Origin of the sequence: Klenkia brasiliensis, assembly GCF_900100695.1 — a bacterium.
Taxonomy (GTDB): domain Bacteria; phylum Actinomycetota; class Actinomycetes; order Mycobacteriales; family Geodermatophilaceae; genus Klenkia; species Klenkia brasiliensis.
Map to the genome: position 1 here is coordinate 595,554 of NZ_FNCF01000003.1, position 14,700 is coordinate 610,253.

Here is a 14,700-nt window from a genome sequence, read left to right on the forward strand (position 1 = left end):
GTCACGAGGACGAGGCGACTTCCCGGGAGGCCGCGGCCGCCGCGGCCGCCGTGGCACGAGGGGCGTCCTGGGTCGCGTCGTGCTCGATGAGCAGGTCGCGACCGGCGGTCTCGGGCAGCAGACGCCACAGGATGAGGCCGCAGACGACAGCCACCCCGGCCAGGAAGAAGCCCGGGGCGAAGTCCAGCCCGGTGCCCACGACGAGCGCAGCACCGATCAGCGGCCCGAAACCCGACGGGGCGCCCACGCCCAGGTTGAACCCCACCGAACCGGCGGTGAGCCGGGTGGACGCCGGGAACATCTCGATGAGGATGAGCGAGGTGTTGGCGTTGATCGGCGCTTGGAACACCGCGTAGACCACCAGGGCCAGCACCACGAGCACGGGGTTGCCGCCGCTGAGGACGACGAACACCGGGATGCCCAGCACTGCGTGGCCCAGGCACCCGAACAGCACCGTGCGCCGGCGGCCGAACCGGTCGGAGAGCCGGCCGGCGATCGGGCACAGCACCGCGTAGACGGCCAGGCCGAGCGACGCCAGCAGCACCGCCTCGGTGCGCGGCAGCTCGACGGTCGTGGACAGGTAGTTCACGACGTAGGAGCCCAGGTAGTACAGGCCCACCCCGCAGATCCAGGAGAAGCAGAAGGTGATCAGCAGGGCCTTGGCGTGGTGCCGGCTGAAGGCATCGCGCCAGACCGCCCGGGGGCGCCCACCGGCAGACTCCAGCGCCTGGAACACCGGGGTGTCCTCGAGCTGGCGGCGGATGTAGAGGCCCACCACCGCCAACGGGAGGGCGAGCAGGAACGGCACACGCCAGCCCCAGCTGGCCAAGGCTCCCTCGGACAGGACGGCGCCGAACAACAGGGCGAGCAGACCGCCGCCGACCAGGCCCAGAGCCGCGGCCATGGACGGGTAGCTGCCCCGGACGCCACGACGCCCGGGCGCCGCGGTCTCGATCAGGTAGGCCGAGCTGGCTCCCCACTCCCCGCCCACCGACATGCCCTGCACGCAACGCAGCAGCACCAGCAGGACCGGGGCCAGGATGCCCACCTGGGCGTAGGTGGGCAGCACGCCGATCAGCGCAGTGGCCAGGCCCATGAGGACGATCGACAACGAGAGCGACGTCCGCCGTCCCCGCCGGTCCCCGATCAGGCCGAACACCAGCCCACCCAGCGGGCGGACGACGAAGGCCACCCCGAACACGGCCAGCGACGACAGCAACTGGACGCTGGCGGACTCCCCCGGGAAGAAGGCCGCGCCGATGGCCACGGCGAAGAAGCCGTACAGGGCGAAGTCGAAGTACTCCAGGAAGTTCCCGATGATGCAGGCCGCGGCGACCCTGCGCTGCGAGGTCTTCGAGTAGATGTCGCTCGTCACTGAGCGTCTCCTTGCCGGTCATCCCGGAGTCATGTCACCTTCGGGAATTCGAATGAAGCTTCGAGCTAGGGTGGCCAGTAGAGCGCACCATCTCGCGTCGGCACAAGACCGACCGCAGATCGTCGGGCCGCCTTGACCGAGGCGGAGAGGCGTCGGTACCTTGCGAATTGTCGAAGCAGACTTCGTAAACATGAAGGTTTTGGAGGTGCGCGGTGATGTCCCTCCCGTCCGCCACCACCCTGCCCGCGCTGCTGCGCGAGGCGGCCGAGCGGACGCCGGACGCCGAGGCACTCGTGGTCGGCCCCACCCGGTGGACCTACGCCCAGCTCTCCCGGCGGGCCGACCTCGCCGCCGAGGTGCTCGCCGGCCTGGGCGTGGGAGCCGACGACACGGTCGCCCTGCTGGCACCCAACATCGCCGAGTGGGTACCCCTGGCCGTCGGAGCGCAGATCCTGGGCGCCCGGGTGGACGCCTTCAACACCTGGGTCAAGGCCTACGACCTCGACCACCTGTTGGCCAGCTCCGCGGCCTCGGTGCTGGTACTGGTCGACCGGGTGCGCAGCAGCGACCTGCTGGGTGAGCTGGAGTCCCTGCTCCCCGAGCTGTCCACGGGTCTCGGCTGGCGCAGCGAGCGGTTCCCCGACCTCCGGCACGTCGTGGTGCTCGGCGACCGGGTGCCCGCTGGAGCCCGGTCCTGGGCGGAGCTGGTGGCTGCAGCGGAGCCGGCGCCCCGGGTCCCGACCGCCCGAGCCGAGGCGCCCGCCTTCGTGCTCTACACCTCCGGGTCCACCAGCCACCCCAAGGCCGTGCCGCTGCGCCACCGCGACCTGGTGCTCAACGGGTTCCACATCGGCGAGCGGATGGGAGTCACCGCCGCCGACCGGATCTGGTTCGGCTCCCCGCTGTTCTGGAGCTTCGGCTGCGCGAACGCGCTGGTGAACGCGATGAGCCACGGCGCGTGCTTCGTGCTGCAGGAGGAGTTCACCCCGGCGGGCGCCGCCGCGCTGATGGCCGCCGAGGCCGTCACCGTCGCCTACCTGCTGCCCTCGATGGTCGACGCGCTGGTGGGCTCGGTGGCCATCGAGGTCGCGGCCGTCGACTCGTTGCGCACCGGGGCCACGATCGGCCGCCCCGAGGAGGTGCGCCGGGCCGTCGAGGACCTGGGCATCAGCGGGATGTGCAACGTCTACGGCGCCACCGAGACCTACGGCAACTGCTGCGTCACCGACCACCGCACCCCGGTCGACGTCCGGGTCACCACCCAGGGCCGGCCGCTGCCCGGGGTCGAGGTCCGGGTCGTGGACGAGGCCGGCCAGGTCCTGCCCGCGGGCGAGCCCGGCGAGCTGCAGGTCCGCGGCCGGGTCACCCCCGGGTACCTCGGGGACGACGCCGCGACCGCCGCGGCCTTCACCCCCGACGGCTGGTACCGGACCGGTGACCGGATGCTCGTCGACGCCGACGGCGCGGTGTCCTTCGTCAGCCGCACCACCGACATGATCAAGACCTCCGGGATCAACGTGTCCCCGGCCGAGGTCGAGAGCTTCCTCGCCGGCCACCCGGACGTGGTCGAGGTGACCGTGCTCGGTTCCCCGCACCCCTCGCGCGAGCAGGTCGTGGTGGCCTTCGTCGTCGCCCGGGAGCCGGGGCTCACCGCGGCGGGGCTCATCGACTGGAGCAGGGCCCGGGTGGCGGGCTACAAGGTGCCCTGGGTGGCCGCGGTGGTCGACGAGCTCCCCCGCACCGGCACCGGGAAGCTCGCGAGACGGACGCTGCAGCAGGCAGCAGCCGAGCTGGTGGCCGCACGGCTGGAGGGTGGCGCGTGACCGGGAACTGGGGACGCTGGGGCGTCGACGACGAGGCCGGGGCGCTGAACCTGGTCACCCCGGAGGTCACCCGGCGGGCCCTGGGACTCGTCCGGTCCGGCCGCACGCTGTCGCTGACCCAGCCGCTCGGACCGGCCACACCCGGTCCGCCGCACCGGAACCCCCCATCGCGCTTCATGGACCGCGGCGCCGGGGACTACGTCCTGGGCGCCCGCACGCCCGGCGGGTTCCGGTTCGCCGAGGACACCGTGCAGTTCGCCACGCACAGCGGCACCCACCTCGACGCGCTCGCGCATGCGTGGTCGGGCGATGAGCTCTACAACGGCCACCCGCAGGCGGGCACCCGCAGCACCCGCGGGGCGGCCCGGCTTGGCGCGGACAAGCTGGTGCCGGTGCTGACCCGCGGCATCCTGGTCGACGCGGTCGCCGCCGCCGGCGGCCCGCTGCCGCCCAGTGCCCCCGTCGGCGTCGGGGACCTCGAGCGGGGCATCCGCGAAGCCGGGGTGACCGTCGAGCCCGGGGACGCCGTCCTGGTCCGGACCGGCTGGATCGAGTCCCACGGCGCGGCCGGCGACTACTTCGCCGACGAGCCCGGCATCACCGAGGACGCTGCCCGGTGGCTGGCCGAGCACGACGTGGCCGTGGTCGGCGCCGACAACTACGCGGTCGAGCAGCAGTCGGCCACGCCCGGCTTCCCCGCCCACCTGGTCCTGCTGCACCAGCACGGTGTGCCGCTGCTGGAGAACGTGGTGCTGGCCGAGCTCGCCGGCGCACTCGCCGACCAGGGACGCAGCACCTTCGCGCTGCTGCTGGCCCCGATCCCGCTGGTGGGGTCGACCGGCAGCCCGGTCGCCCCGGTGGCCGTGCTGTGACGTCCCCGGAGAGCGCGTGGATCACCGAGGTGCTCCGGCCCGGTGACCTGGTCGTGGTCGCCGGCGGCGCCGGGGAGCCCACACCGCTCCTCGCGGCCCTGGTGGACGCCGCGGCGACGCTGCCCGACCTGGAGGTGTTCGTCGGCCTGAGCCACACCGATGTGCTGCGCCGGCCCGGTGCCGGGCAGCTGTCGCTGGTCAGCTTCGGTGCGATGGGCCCGCTGGCCCGGCTCGCCGCGCAGGGCCGGGTGGCCGTGCTGCCGTGCCACTTCGCCGACGTCCCGCGCCAGCTCGAGCTGCGGGCACCGGGCCGGGTGGTGGTGGTCCTGCAGGTCTCCCCCGCCGACGCCGACGGCCAGCACAGCCTCGGCCTGGCCGTCGACCACACCTGGGAGCTGCTGGCCGGCGCCCGGGCGGTGGTCGCCGAGGTCAACGACCAGGTGCCGGTCACCACCGCCCCGCGGGTGCACGCCTCCCGGTTCACCGCCGTGGTGCCCACCTCCCGGCCGCTGGTCGAGGTCAAGAGCGGCAGCCCGGACGACGTGCACCGCCGCATCGCCGCCCACGTCGCCGCCCTGGTGCCCGACGGCGCGACCCTGCAGCTCGGGGTCGGCACCCTTCCCTCGGTGGTGGCCTCGGCCCTGCGGCACCGGCGCGACCTGCGGGTGCGGTCCACGCTGGTCGGCAGCTGGCTGTGCGAACTGGCCGCGGCCGGCGCGCTGGCCGCCGGCCCCGACGCCGTCGTCCTCAGCGAGGCCGCCGGGTCCCAGGAGCTCTACGACCTGATCACGGCCCGCCGGTTCCCGGTGTGCCCGGTCGGCGAGGTGGCCGCACCTGCCGCCCTGGCCGCCGTGCCCGGCTTCGTGGCCGTCAACTCCGCCCTGCAGGTCGACCTCACCGGCCAGGTCAACGCCGAGGAGCTGGGCACCGGCTACGTCGCCGGCGTCGGCGGCCAGCCGGACTGGCTGCGGGCCGCGCAGCGCTCACCCGGCGGGGTCGCCGTGGTCATGCTCCCGGCCACCGCCCTGGGCGGCCGGGAGTCCCGGATCGCCCGGAGCCTGCACGGCGGCGCGGTGACCACCCCGCGGTCGGGGGTCGACGTCGTCGTCACCGAGCACGGCGTGGCCGACCTGCGCGGGCGCAGCCTCACCGAGCGCGCCGCGGCGCTGACCGCCGTCGCCGCACCCGAGCACCGCGACTCCCTGGGGGGCCGACCATGAGCGACGAGAGCACCGCCACCCTGCACCGCCTGCAGGCCTTCCTGGCCGGCCAGGAGGGCACCGCCGGCACCCGCATCACCGACCTGCGCCGCGCCGGTGCCGGCCGGTCGCGGGAGAACTGGCTGTTCGACCTGGTCGGCCCGGGGCCGCAGGACCGGGAACCGCTGATCCTGCGCAGCGACCCCGACGGCGGACTGGTCGACACCAGCCGCGCGCAGGAGTTCGCCGTCCTGCGGGCGCTGGAGGGCAGCGACCTGCCCACCCCGCGGGTGCGCTGGCTGGACGCGACCGGGGCGCAACTGGGCAGCCCGTCGTTGCTCATGCGCCGCGAGCCGGGCACCTGCGACTACCGGGTGGTCAACGGCGACCGCCCCGAGGCCGAGCGCCTCGCCCTGGCGGAGTCCTTCTGCGACCTGCTCGCCGACGTGCACGGCGTCGACTGGCGCGCACTGGGCCTGCACGACGTCCTCCCCGACCCCGGTGACCATGCCGCGCGGCACGAGCTGGACCACTGGGAGCAGGTGCTGCGCCAGAACCAGCTCGAAGCGCTCCCCGAGCTGGACCTGGCGATCGACTGGCTGCGCACACGCGCCCGGCCCTCCCGGCGCACCGTGCTGGTCCACGCGGACTACAAGCCCGGCAACATCCTGCTGGAGGGCGACCAGGTCAGCTCGCTGCTGGACTGGGAGCTCGCGCACCTGGGCGATCCGCTCGAGGACCTGGGGTGGGTGACCCAGCCCCTGCGCGCCGGGGAGCACCTCATCGACGGCGTGTGGACCGCCGGGGACCTCCTCGCCCGGTACGCCGCGGCCACCGGGCTGCACGTCGAGGAGGGCGAGCTGCGCTGGTGGGTCGTGTTCTCCACGTTCAAGACCGCCGTCATGCAGGTCAGCGGTCTGCGCGCCTTCATCGAGGGCCGCAGCGACGAGCCCTACCGCCCCACCCGGCGGGTGCTCGCCACCCTGCTCGCCGCCCTGACGGAGGACTGACCGTGCACCCGACCGTCGACGAGCAGCTGACCGGCGCGCTCCGGCTGCTGGACGTGCTGCAGACCGAGGACGAGCTGTCCCCCGCCGGCCAGGAGGTGCTGACCAACGTGCGGCGGCTGCTGGGCAAGGTGCAGCGCTCCTGGGCCGCACAGCTGCCCTTCCACACCGCCGACAACGCCGAGCTCACCGCGCTCCTGGTCCGTACGGCGCCGCTGGTGGACCCGTCCCTGGTCCCCGCCGACGACGTGATCCCGCCGCTGGACGCCGTCGCCGTGGCCACCCGCAACGCGCAGCTGCGGGCCCTGCTGTCCCAGGTCGTCACCGGCCTGCCCCACACCCCCGAGGGCGACGCCGCCCGCGCCGCGATCGCCGACCACCTGCGCCACCGGGTCGACACCGACCCCACCTGAGGAGGGGCCTCCCCCGTGACCGACCTGTCCGTCGGCGACGACTTCTTCGCCGAGCAGTTCCCGCTGTCCCCGATCGACGACTTCATGGTCCACCAGACCCCGGACCCGGTCCGGGTGTCCTGGACCGGTGACCCCCGCGCCTACGAGCGGTACTGGATGGTCGCCCACGACGCGACCGGCGAGGTGATGGTCGCGACCGGCGGCAGCATCTACCCCAACCTGGACCGCGCCGAGGCCTACGCCGTCGTCGTCCGGGGCGGGAGGCACACCGCCGTCCGCAGCTTCCGCCCGCTGGGCGTGGACCGGACCGACCTGCGCGTGGGTCCGATCGCGCCCCAGATCATCCGCGGCCTGCGCGAGTGGCGCTACGTGCTGGAGCCGAACGAGCAGGGGATCAGCTGGGACATCACCTTCACCGACACCACGCGGCAGGTGTTCCGCGAGCCGCTCTCGGACTCTGCGCACGGCACCCCGCCGGGCCGCCGCGGCGACGTGACCGCGGGGTTCGAGGGCTTCGGCACCGTCTCGGGCTGGGTGGAGGTCGACGGCGCACGCGTCGAGCTCGGTCCGGGGTCAGCGGGCACCCGGGACCGGCACTGGGGCACCGGCCGCGGCGTCGGCGGGCCCGCCATGTCGCTGGGCGGCCGGCTGCACGTCGGCACGAACGGGAACGCGTTCGTGCCCTTCGCCGACTGGACGCTGTGGGGGGACCGGGTCTACTACCCCTTCGGGCATGCCACCCCCGGAGCCACCAAGGTGCTCAAGCCGACCCGCCGGCTGCGCTTCGACCCCGACACCCAGGTCTTCGTCGAGGGGGTCGTGGACTACCGGCTGGTCACCGGGCAGACCCGGCAGCTGCACTACGAGCGGATCGGCGAGCAGACGGCCTACCTGCGTTGCGGCATGTACGGCGGCACGCCCGACGGCGACATCCACCAGGGCTCCTACGACGGCCCGCCGATGACCGAGGGCGAGACCCACGACCTCACCGAGCTGCGCCAGCGGATCGGGCTGCGCGGGCTGGACGAGCACCTGTGCCGGGTGACCTGCGACGACGAGACGGTCATCGGGGTGTACCAGACCATCGACCCGCTGGCCTTCGAGGCGTGCACCGCGGGCCGGCCCGGCTGGGACCTCCTCTGAGATCCGGCAGCGGCCCGCTGGCCGGCACCCGCGTGGTGGAGTTCGCCGGCCTCGGACCGGCCCCGTTCGCCGCGATGCTGCTGGCCGACCTCGGCGCCGACGTCGTCACCGTCGACCGCATCCCTGCCGGCGGGACGACCGACGGGCTGGGGGCGATGACCACCGGGGCGCTCGGCCGCGGGCGCCGCTCGATCGCGGTGAACACCAAGGACCCCGCGGGCCGGGAGCTCGTCCTCGACCTCGTCGCCGGCGCCGACGCGCTGGTCGAGGGTTTCCGGCCGGGGGTGATGGAGCGCCTCGGGCTCGGTCCCGAGGCGTGCCTGGCACGCCGCCCCTCCCTGGTCTACGGCCGGATGACCGGCTGGGGCCAGACCGGTCCCCTGGCCTCGGCCGCCGGCCACGACATCAACTACATCGCCGCGGCCGGGGTGCTCGAGCACATCGGCCCGGCCGACGGACCACCCGCCGTCCCGCTCAACCTCATCGGGGACTTCGGCGGCGGCGGGATGCTGCTGGCCGTCGGACTGCTGGCCGCGATGCTCGAGGCGCGCAGCTCGGGCCGGGGCCAGGTCGTCGACGCCGCGATGGTCGACGGCTCCGCACTGCTGATGACCATGATGTTCGAGCTGACCGGGCGCGGGCTGTGGGACCCGAGCCGGCAGTCGAACATGAACGACGGCGGTGCCCACTTCTACGGCGTGTACGAGACCGCCGATGGCCGGTACGTGTCGGTCGCGGCGATGGAGCCGAAGTTCTACGCCGTGCTGCTGGACCTCATCGGTCTGTCGGCGGAGGACTTGCCCGACCAGTGGGACGCCGTAGCGTGGCCGGCCCTCCGGCAGCGGCTCGCCGACGTGTTCCGCACCCGCACACGGCAGGAGTGGACCGACCTGCTGGAGGGCAGCGATGCCTGCTTCGCGCCGGTGCTGTCGATGTCGGAGGCACCCGGGCACCCGCATGCCGTCGCCCGTGACGCCTTCGTCAGCGTCGACGGTGTCGTGCAGCCCTCGCCGGCTCCGCGGTTCAGCCGTACCCCGGCCGAGGTCCACCGCGGCGCAGCAGGCGTCGGCGAGCACACGACCGAGGTGCTCACCGAGCTCGGCCTGGCACACGGACGGATCCAGGAGCTGCTGTCCCGGGGTGCCGTCGCCCACCCGGGGGCACCGGCCAGGATGGACCCGTGACCGCAGCGAGCGAGGAGTCCAAGGACCGCTTGTCCCGCATCTTCGAGGTGCTCGAGCTGCTGGCGGGCCAGTCGGACGGCATGACCGTGACCCAGGTCAGCAAGGCCGTCGGCATGCCCTTGAGCAGCACGCACAACCTGCTGCAACGGTTGGTCTCCGCCGAGGCCGCCGTCGTCACCGAGGACCTGCGCTACACCGTCGGTGGCCGCGCGGTCCGGTACGGCATCCGGATCATGGAGGCCCTGCAGGTGCGCAGCGTCGCCCGCCGGCACCTCCAGGACCTGGCCCGCGCGCTCGGGGAGGACGTCTACCTGGCCGAGCGCTTCGGGAACCGGGTGACCTACACCGACCGGGTGGTCGGCCCGCGTGCGATGGCGCTGGACATCCGGCTCGGGCAACGGCTCTACCTGCATGCGACGTCGGTGGGCAAGCTGTTCGCGGCGCTGGACCCCGGCCTGGGCGCCGAGGCGCTGGCCGGCCCGCTGCCCCAGCTCACCCCCGCCACGCTGGTCGACCCGGCCGCGCTGGGGGCCGAGTTCGACCGCATCCGCGAGCAGGACTACGCGGTCAGCGACCAGGAGTCCTACGTCGGCATCGTCGGCATCGCGGTGCCGGTGCGCGACGCCGGGGACCGGGTGGTGGCCGCCATCCACCTCTCCGCGCTGGAGGCGCACCGCTCCCCGGTCCAACAGCTGGCCTGGCTCGAGGAGATCCGGGCGGCAGCGGCCCAGGTCGAGCGGTCACTGGGTCGGTTCAACCCCGACTGACCCGGCCGCTCCACCCTCAGGTCACCGCGCCCCGGGCCGCCCGCCAGAACTCCTCGGGTCCGTCGTGCGGGCCGGTCATCATCCGCTGGGTGAGCAGCACGGCGACCAGGTCCAGCGTGGGGTCGCAGTAGCCGCTGGTGCCGGTGCCGCCGGTCCAGCCGAACCGGCCGGGCGTCGTCCAGGGGTCGGTGACCTCCAGGGTCAGCTCCAGGTTGCCGGTGGCCCAGGTCCGGCCGGGGCCGAGGAAGGTCTGCGCGGCGGCGCGCTGGACGTCGGTGAGCCCGTCGCGCAGCACGTCGGCGGCCCGCACCCCGCCGGGCAGCGCGTCGTCGGCGACCGCGCCGAGGAAGGCGCACACGTCCGCCGCGGTCGACACCAGCCCACCGCCGAGGGAGGCGAAGACGGGCGGTGCGGACCAGACGCCGTCGGCCGGGTCGAGCACCGCCAGGCCGGCGTCCCCGGGGGCGTACTGCACCGGCAGCGGGCGGTCGGTCCAGAACGCGGTGCCGGTCAGCCCGAGGGGCCGGGTGACCCGCTCGGCCAGCAGCTCGGCCAGCGGGCGGCCGGTGGCGCGGGCGAGCAGGACGCCGAGCAGGTCGCTGCCGGTGTGGTACCGCCAGCCCTGCCCGGGCTGGTCGGCCAGCGGGAGCTCCGCCAGGCGGGCGACCCAGCTGTCGGGGTCGCGGGCGGGCGGCAGCGGGCCCGGGCTCACGCCCCCGACCCACATCGCGTGCGCGAGCGGCGACTCGTCCATCAGCAGCCCGGCGCCGCAGGTCATCTGCAGCAGGTCCCGCACGGTGATCGGCGCCTTGGCGGCCACGGTGTCGGCCAGCTCGGCGCCCGGGCGCCGCAGCACCCGGGGCGCCGCCAGCTCGGGCAGCCAGCGGGCGGCCTCGTCGTGCAGGTCGAGCGTGCCGTCGGCCACCAGCGACAGGGCCAGCACCCCGCCGAACGGCTTGGTCAGCGACGCGACCCGGAACGGCGTCCCCGGCAGCACCGGGTCGGTGCCCCCGACGGCGAGGGTGCCCGTGGCGTGCACCGTCGTCCTCCCGGCGTGCCGGACGGCGACGACGGCGCCCGGGTAGCGGCCCTGCGCGACGTGGTCGTCGAGGAGCGCGACGATCGGGGTGAGGTCCATGCCAGGAGGACCGCCGTCGGGCCCGGGACTCATCGACACGGCCCCACGCTCGGCGGGCAGCACGTCGAGCCGGGTGGTGACCCCGGCCGTGCACCAGGTGCTGTGCAGCTGCTGCGCCTGGCCCAGCGCCACGACCTCGTCGGCCCCCCGCCTCGTACTCCGCACCGGCGACGAACTGCCTGCTCGGCGCGCACTGCGGACCCACGCCCCGGGTGCCCTGGGCAGGACGACGGAACATCAGGCGACTCCGGTGTCGGTTGTCCGTGACGGTCACCCACACCGACGAGCCGGCCCGGTCCGGGTCACGCCCGGCGGGCTCCCCCTCCCGGGCTCGTGCCCTGCCCACACCGGGTGGGCAGGGCACGAGCCCGGGAGCAGGGTCAGCCGAGCAGCTCGACCAGCCGGTCCAGGAACGGCAGCTGACCCTTGACCAGCTTGGTCGCGGCGGTGTCGAGGTCGAGCCAGGCGGCGCGGTCGAGCTCGGGGAAGGTCTGCAGCCGGCCCGAGCGGGGCGGCCACTCCAGCTCGAAGGTGTTGCTGACGACCGCGTCGGCGTCCAGGTCGCCCTCGGCCGCCCACACCGTGAGCACCTTCGAGCCGCGCACGACGCCGAGGGGCTGCAGGTGCCCCGGCGCGGGGTGGCCGGTCTCCTCGGTGAACTCACGGCGGGCGGCGGCCTCGGCGTCCTCGTCCTCGTCGTGCTCGCCCTTGGGGATCGACCAGGCGTGCTCGTCCTTGTGCGCCCAGAACGGGCCGCCCATGTGGCCGAGCAGCACCTGCAGCTCGGGGGTGCGGCGGTAGAGCAGGATCCCGGCGCTGCGTCGTGGCACGGAGCCATCTTGACCCGGCCTTTGCCCGGTCTTCACCCGGCCCGGGCGAGGGTGCCGAGGTGGCTCCTCCCCCTCCCCTGCTCGCCGGCCGCTACGACCTGGGCGGCCTGTTGGGCGCCGGCGGCATGGCTGTGGTGCACCGCGGGCACGACCGGGTACTCGACCGCCCGGTCGCGGTGAAGCTGCTCCCCCCGGGCAGCCCGGCCGCGGCGGTCGAGCGGTTCCGGGACGAGGGACGCCGGCACGCCGCGGTGCGCCACCCCGGCGTGCTGCCGGTGCTCGACGCCGGCGCCGACCGCGGCTGGCACTTCCTGGTGCTCGAGCTGGCCGCAGGCTCCCTGGCCCAGCTGCTGCGCCGCCGCCCGGTCCTCCCGCCCGCCGAGGCCGCGGCCCTGCTCGGCCAGGTCGCCGCGGCGTTGGCCGCCGCGCACCGCGCCGGCGTCGTGCACCGCGACGTCAAGCCGGGCAACGTGCTGCTCGACGACGGCGGGCGCGCCCGGCTGATCGACTTCGGCATCTCGCTCGGCGCGGGCGGCGTCGACGGCCTGCCCGCCGACCAGGTGCTCGGCACCCGGGAGTACCTGTCGCCCGAGCGGCTGCGCGGCGCCCCGGCGACCCCGGCCGACGACGTCTGGGCGGTCGGTGTCCTGGGCCACCAGCTGCTGACCGGGGTGCGGCCCGCCGACGGGCTGCCGGCCCTGCCGGCCGCGCTGCCCCCGGCCCTGCATGCGGCGCTGCTCGCCGCGGTGCATCCCGACCCGGCCCGGCGGCCCGCCGACGGGGCGGCCCTGGCCGCGCTGCTCGCCGGGCCGGCGCCGACCGCCCTCCCGGTCGGGGCGCTGGTCCCGGGGGACGGCGACGACGCCACCCGCCGGCTGCCGGTGCCGGCCCGGGCGCCCCGCCGGTGGGCGGCCGTAGCGCTGACCGGGTGCGTGCTGGCCGGGGGCGCCCTGGCCACGGCCTTCCCCGGGGTGGCCGCGGCCGTCGTCCGCTGATCAGGCCGGCGGGCCCAGCTCCAGCACGACCACCGTGCCGTCGTCGCCGTCGACGGTCGCCGAGCCGCCGGAGGCCTCGGCGGTGCGGCGGGCGATGTCCAGCCCGAGCCCCGTCGAGCCGCGTCCGGAGACGCCGCGCTGGAGTGCTGCGGTGGCGTGCACCCCGGGTCCGCGGTCGGCGACGGCGAGCCGGGCACCGCCGCCCGGCCGGGGACCGACGGTCACCGCGAAGGGCGTGCCCGGCGGGGTGTGCGCGAAGACGTTGCCCAGCAGCGCGTCGACCGCGGCGGCCAGGTCGGCGGCCGGCAGCCGCACCGGCAGCGGGGCGGTGGCGAGGTCGACGTCCATCCCGCGCTCCTCGTCCTCGGCCAGCGCCGACCAGAACGCGACCCGCTCGGCCACCACGGCGACGGCGTCGCACCGCGCCTGCAGGCCCTCGCGCACGGGCCGGCGGGCGTCGGAGATGACCGCGTCGACGGTGCGGGACAGCTCGTCGACGTCGTCCACCAGCCGGTCGCGGCCGGGCCCGGTGGGTAGCGCGTCGACGTCCAGGCGCAGCGCGGTGAGCGGGGTGCGCAGCCGGTGGGCCAGGTCGGCGGCGTTCTCCCGCTCGGCGGTGAGCAGCTCGCCGATCCGGCCGGCCAGCCGGTTGACCGCCGTCCCGACCGCGCGGATGTCGTCGGGCCCGGCGGGCTCGACCCGGGCGTCGAGCTCCCCGCGGCCCAGCCGGTCGGCGGTGGCGGCGAGCTCGCTCACCGGGCGGGTCAGCGAGCGGGCCAGCCGGTCGGCGACCAGCAGCGCGAGGGTGAACAGCACCGCGCCCAGCCCGCCGAGCACCAGCCAGGTGCGCAGGACGCCTGCGTCGGCGACGTCGTCGGGCACCAGCACGGTGACCACCGCCGTCCCGCCGTCCCGGGCGACGGGCTGCACCACGACGGTGCCGCCGGCGACGTCCACGGTGGCCGCGGTGGTCGGGACCGCCGCCGGCAGCACCGCGGCGGGGTCGCCGACGACGGTGCCGTCGGGCCAGACGACGGCGGCCGGGCGGCCGGCGGCCAGGGCGGTGTCGACGGCGGTGCGGACGCCGTCGGCCGCGGGGGCCAGGGCGACCGCCGGGAGCAGGGTCTGCACCTGCTGGCGCGCGGCGTCCAGGGCGCGGGCCTCGGCGACCCGGGACACCAGCGCGGCCGCCGGGAGCAGGAAGGCCAGCAGCACGACCGAGGTGGTGGCCGCGACCAGCAGGGTGATCCGGCGCCTCACGCGGCCGGTCCGGCCAGCCGGACGCCGACCCCGCGGACGGTGTGCAGCAGCCGCGGCTCCCCGGCGCTCTCGCCGAGCTTGCGGCGCAGCCAGGAGAGGTGGACGTCGACGGTCTTGTCCGACCCGCCGTAGGGCAGCTGCCACACCTCGGCGAGCAGCTCCCGCTTGCTGACCACCGTGCCGGCGCGCGCGGCCAGGTAGGCCAGCAGCTCGAACTCCTTGGGGCTCAGCGGCACGTCGGCGCCGGCGAGGGTGACCCGGTGGGTGCGCACGTCGACCGACAGGTCACCCACCACCACGGGTCCGCCGTCGGCGTCGGGTCCCCCGACCCGGCGGAGGACGGCGCGGATGCGGGCGTCGAGCTGGCCGGCCTGGAAGGGCTTGACCACGTAGTCGTCGGCGCCGGCGTCCAGGGCCCCGACGACGCTGGCGTCCTCGTCGCGGGCAGTGGTGACGATGACCGGGACGGCCGACACCGCGCGCAGCATCCGCAGCAGCTCGACCCCGTCCAGGTCGGGCAGGCCGAGGTCGAGCAGCACCAGGTCCGGACGCCGCTCGAGCACCTGCTGCAGGCCGGCGAGCGCGGTGCCGGTGGACTCCACGACGTGCCCGCGGTCGCGCAGCGCCCGGATGACCGCGCCGCGGATGCGCTCGTCGTCCTCGATCACGAACAGGGAGGCCACCGGAGGACGCT

General features: G+C 75.4%; 14 protein-coding genes. 9 read left to right on the plus strand and 5 right to left on the minus strand.

What is annotated here, in order from left to right; translation table 11 throughout:
• Nucleotide 1 precedes the first annotated feature (1 nt).
• Nucleotides 2–1,375, minus strand: a complete 1,374-nt coding sequence (locus BLT39_RS11450) for an MFS transporter (RefSeq protein WP_091062776.1) — start codon at nucleotides 1,373–1,375, stop codon at nucleotides 2–4.
• 215 nt (nucleotides 1,376–1,590) lie between these two features.
• Here BLT39_RS11450 and BLT39_RS11455 point away from each other — a divergent pair, with 215 nt between their 5' ends.
• The 8 genes from BLT39_RS11455 to BLT39_RS11490 are packed head-to-tail and all read left to right on the plus strand — an operon-like array spanning nucleotide 1,591 to nucleotide 9,783.
• Nucleotides 1,591–3,198 (plus strand): class I adenylate-forming enzyme family protein, encoded by a 1,608-nt coding sequence (locus BLT39_RS11455; protein ID WP_091063104.1) that lies wholly within the window; start codon nucleotides 1,591–1,593, stop codon nucleotides 3,196–3,198.
• Nucleotides 3,195–4,070: a cyclase family protein gene (locus BLT39_RS11460; RefSeq protein WP_091062777.1), complete on the plus strand. Its 876-nt coding sequence runs from the start codon at nucleotides 3,195–3,197 to the stop codon at nucleotides 4,068–4,070. Before BLT39_RS11455 ends, BLT39_RS11460 begins: the two co-directional genes overlap by 4 nt.
• On the plus strand, nucleotides 4,067–5,290 hold the full coding sequence (locus BLT39_RS11465; protein ID WP_207507870.1) for an acetyl-CoA hydrolase/transferase family protein: 1,224 nt from the start codon (nucleotides 4,067–4,069) through the stop codon (nucleotides 5,288–5,290). Before BLT39_RS11460 ends, BLT39_RS11465 begins: the two co-directional genes overlap by 4 nt.
• A complete protein-coding gene (locus tag BLT39_RS11470) occupies nucleotides 5,287–6,279 on the plus strand; it encodes a phosphotransferase family protein (protein WP_091062779.1) in 993 nt (330 codons plus the stop codon). Before BLT39_RS11465 ends, BLT39_RS11470 begins: the two co-directional genes overlap by 4 nt.
• Nucleotides 6,280–6,281: 2 nt before the next feature.
• On the plus strand, nucleotides 6,282–6,689 hold the full coding sequence (locus tag BLT39_RS11475) for a hypothetical protein (RefSeq protein WP_091062781.1): 408 nt from the start codon (nucleotides 6,282–6,284) through the stop codon (nucleotides 6,687–6,689).
• A gap of 15 nt (nucleotides 6,690–6,704) precedes the next feature.
• Entirely contained in the window at nucleotides 6,705–7,832 is a 1,128-nt protein-coding gene (locus BLT39_RS11480; protein ID WP_091062783.1) for an Rv3169 family protein, read from the plus strand.
• Nucleotides 7,796–9,016: a CaiB/BaiF CoA transferase family protein gene (locus tag BLT39_RS11485; RefSeq protein WP_278246972.1), complete on the plus strand. Its 1,221-nt coding sequence runs from the start codon at nucleotides 7,796–7,798 to the stop codon at nucleotides 9,014–9,016. The genes BLT39_RS11480 and BLT39_RS11485 overlap by 37 nt, the downstream gene beginning before the upstream one ends.
• Complete coding sequence (locus BLT39_RS11490) at nucleotides 9,013–9,783, plus strand: IclR family transcriptional regulator (protein WP_091062786.1); 771 nt, start codon at nucleotides 9,013–9,015, stop codon at nucleotides 9,781–9,783. The genes BLT39_RS11485 and BLT39_RS11490 overlap by 4 nt, the downstream gene beginning before the upstream one ends.
• A 16-nt stretch (nucleotides 9,784–9,799) precedes the next feature.
• Here the strand turns inward: BLT39_RS11490 and BLT39_RS11495 are convergent, their stop codons facing one another.
• Together BLT39_RS11495 and BLT39_RS11500 are read right to left on the minus strand one after the other, a co-directional pair.
• Nucleotides 9,800–11,086, minus strand: a complete 1,287-nt coding sequence (locus tag BLT39_RS11495) for a serine hydrolase domain-containing protein (RefSeq protein ID WP_242658328.1) — start codon at nucleotides 11,084–11,086, stop codon at nucleotides 9,800–9,802.
• A 215-nt stretch (nucleotides 11,087–11,301) separates the two neighbouring features.
• A complete protein-coding gene (locus BLT39_RS11500) occupies nucleotides 11,302–11,751 on the minus strand; it encodes an NUDIX hydrolase (protein ID WP_091062788.1) in 450 nt (149 codons plus the stop codon).
• A gap of 59 nt (nucleotides 11,752–11,810) precedes the next feature.
• Between BLT39_RS11500 and BLT39_RS11505 the strand changes: the two genes are divergently transcribed.
• On the plus strand, nucleotides 11,811–12,746 hold the full coding sequence (locus tag BLT39_RS11505; protein ID WP_091062789.1) for a serine/threonine-protein kinase: 936 nt from the start codon (nucleotides 11,811–11,813) through the stop codon (nucleotides 12,744–12,746).
• Here the strand turns inward: BLT39_RS11505 and BLT39_RS11510 are convergent, their stop codons facing one another.
• Together BLT39_RS11510 and BLT39_RS11515 are read right to left on the minus strand one after the other, a co-directional pair.
• The gene (locus tag BLT39_RS11510) at nucleotides 12,747–14,006 is read right to left on the minus strand and encodes a sensor histidine kinase (RefSeq protein WP_207507872.1); all 1,260 of its coding nucleotides are present in this window, start codon (nucleotides 14,004–14,006) and stop codon (nucleotides 12,747–12,749) included.
• Nucleotides 14,003–14,689, minus strand: coding sequence for a response regulator transcription factor (locus tag BLT39_RS11515; protein ID WP_091062791.1), 687 nt, complete (start codon nucleotides 14,687–14,689; stop codon nucleotides 14,003–14,005). The genes BLT39_RS11510 and BLT39_RS11515 overlap by 4 nt, the downstream gene beginning before the upstream one ends.
• Nucleotides 14,690–14,700: the final 11 nt, after the last annotated feature.

Bases quoted from the DNA above. Each gene is read 5' to 3' on its own strand.
- BLT39_RS11455 (WP_091063104.1), top strand. From the start codon at position 1,591: ATGTCCCTCCCGTCCGCCACCACCCTGCCCGCGCTGCTGCGCGAGGCG.
- BLT39_RS11470 (WP_091062779.1), top strand. From the start codon at position 5,287: ATGAGCGACGAGAGCACCGCCACCCTGCACCGCCTGCAGGCCTTCCTG.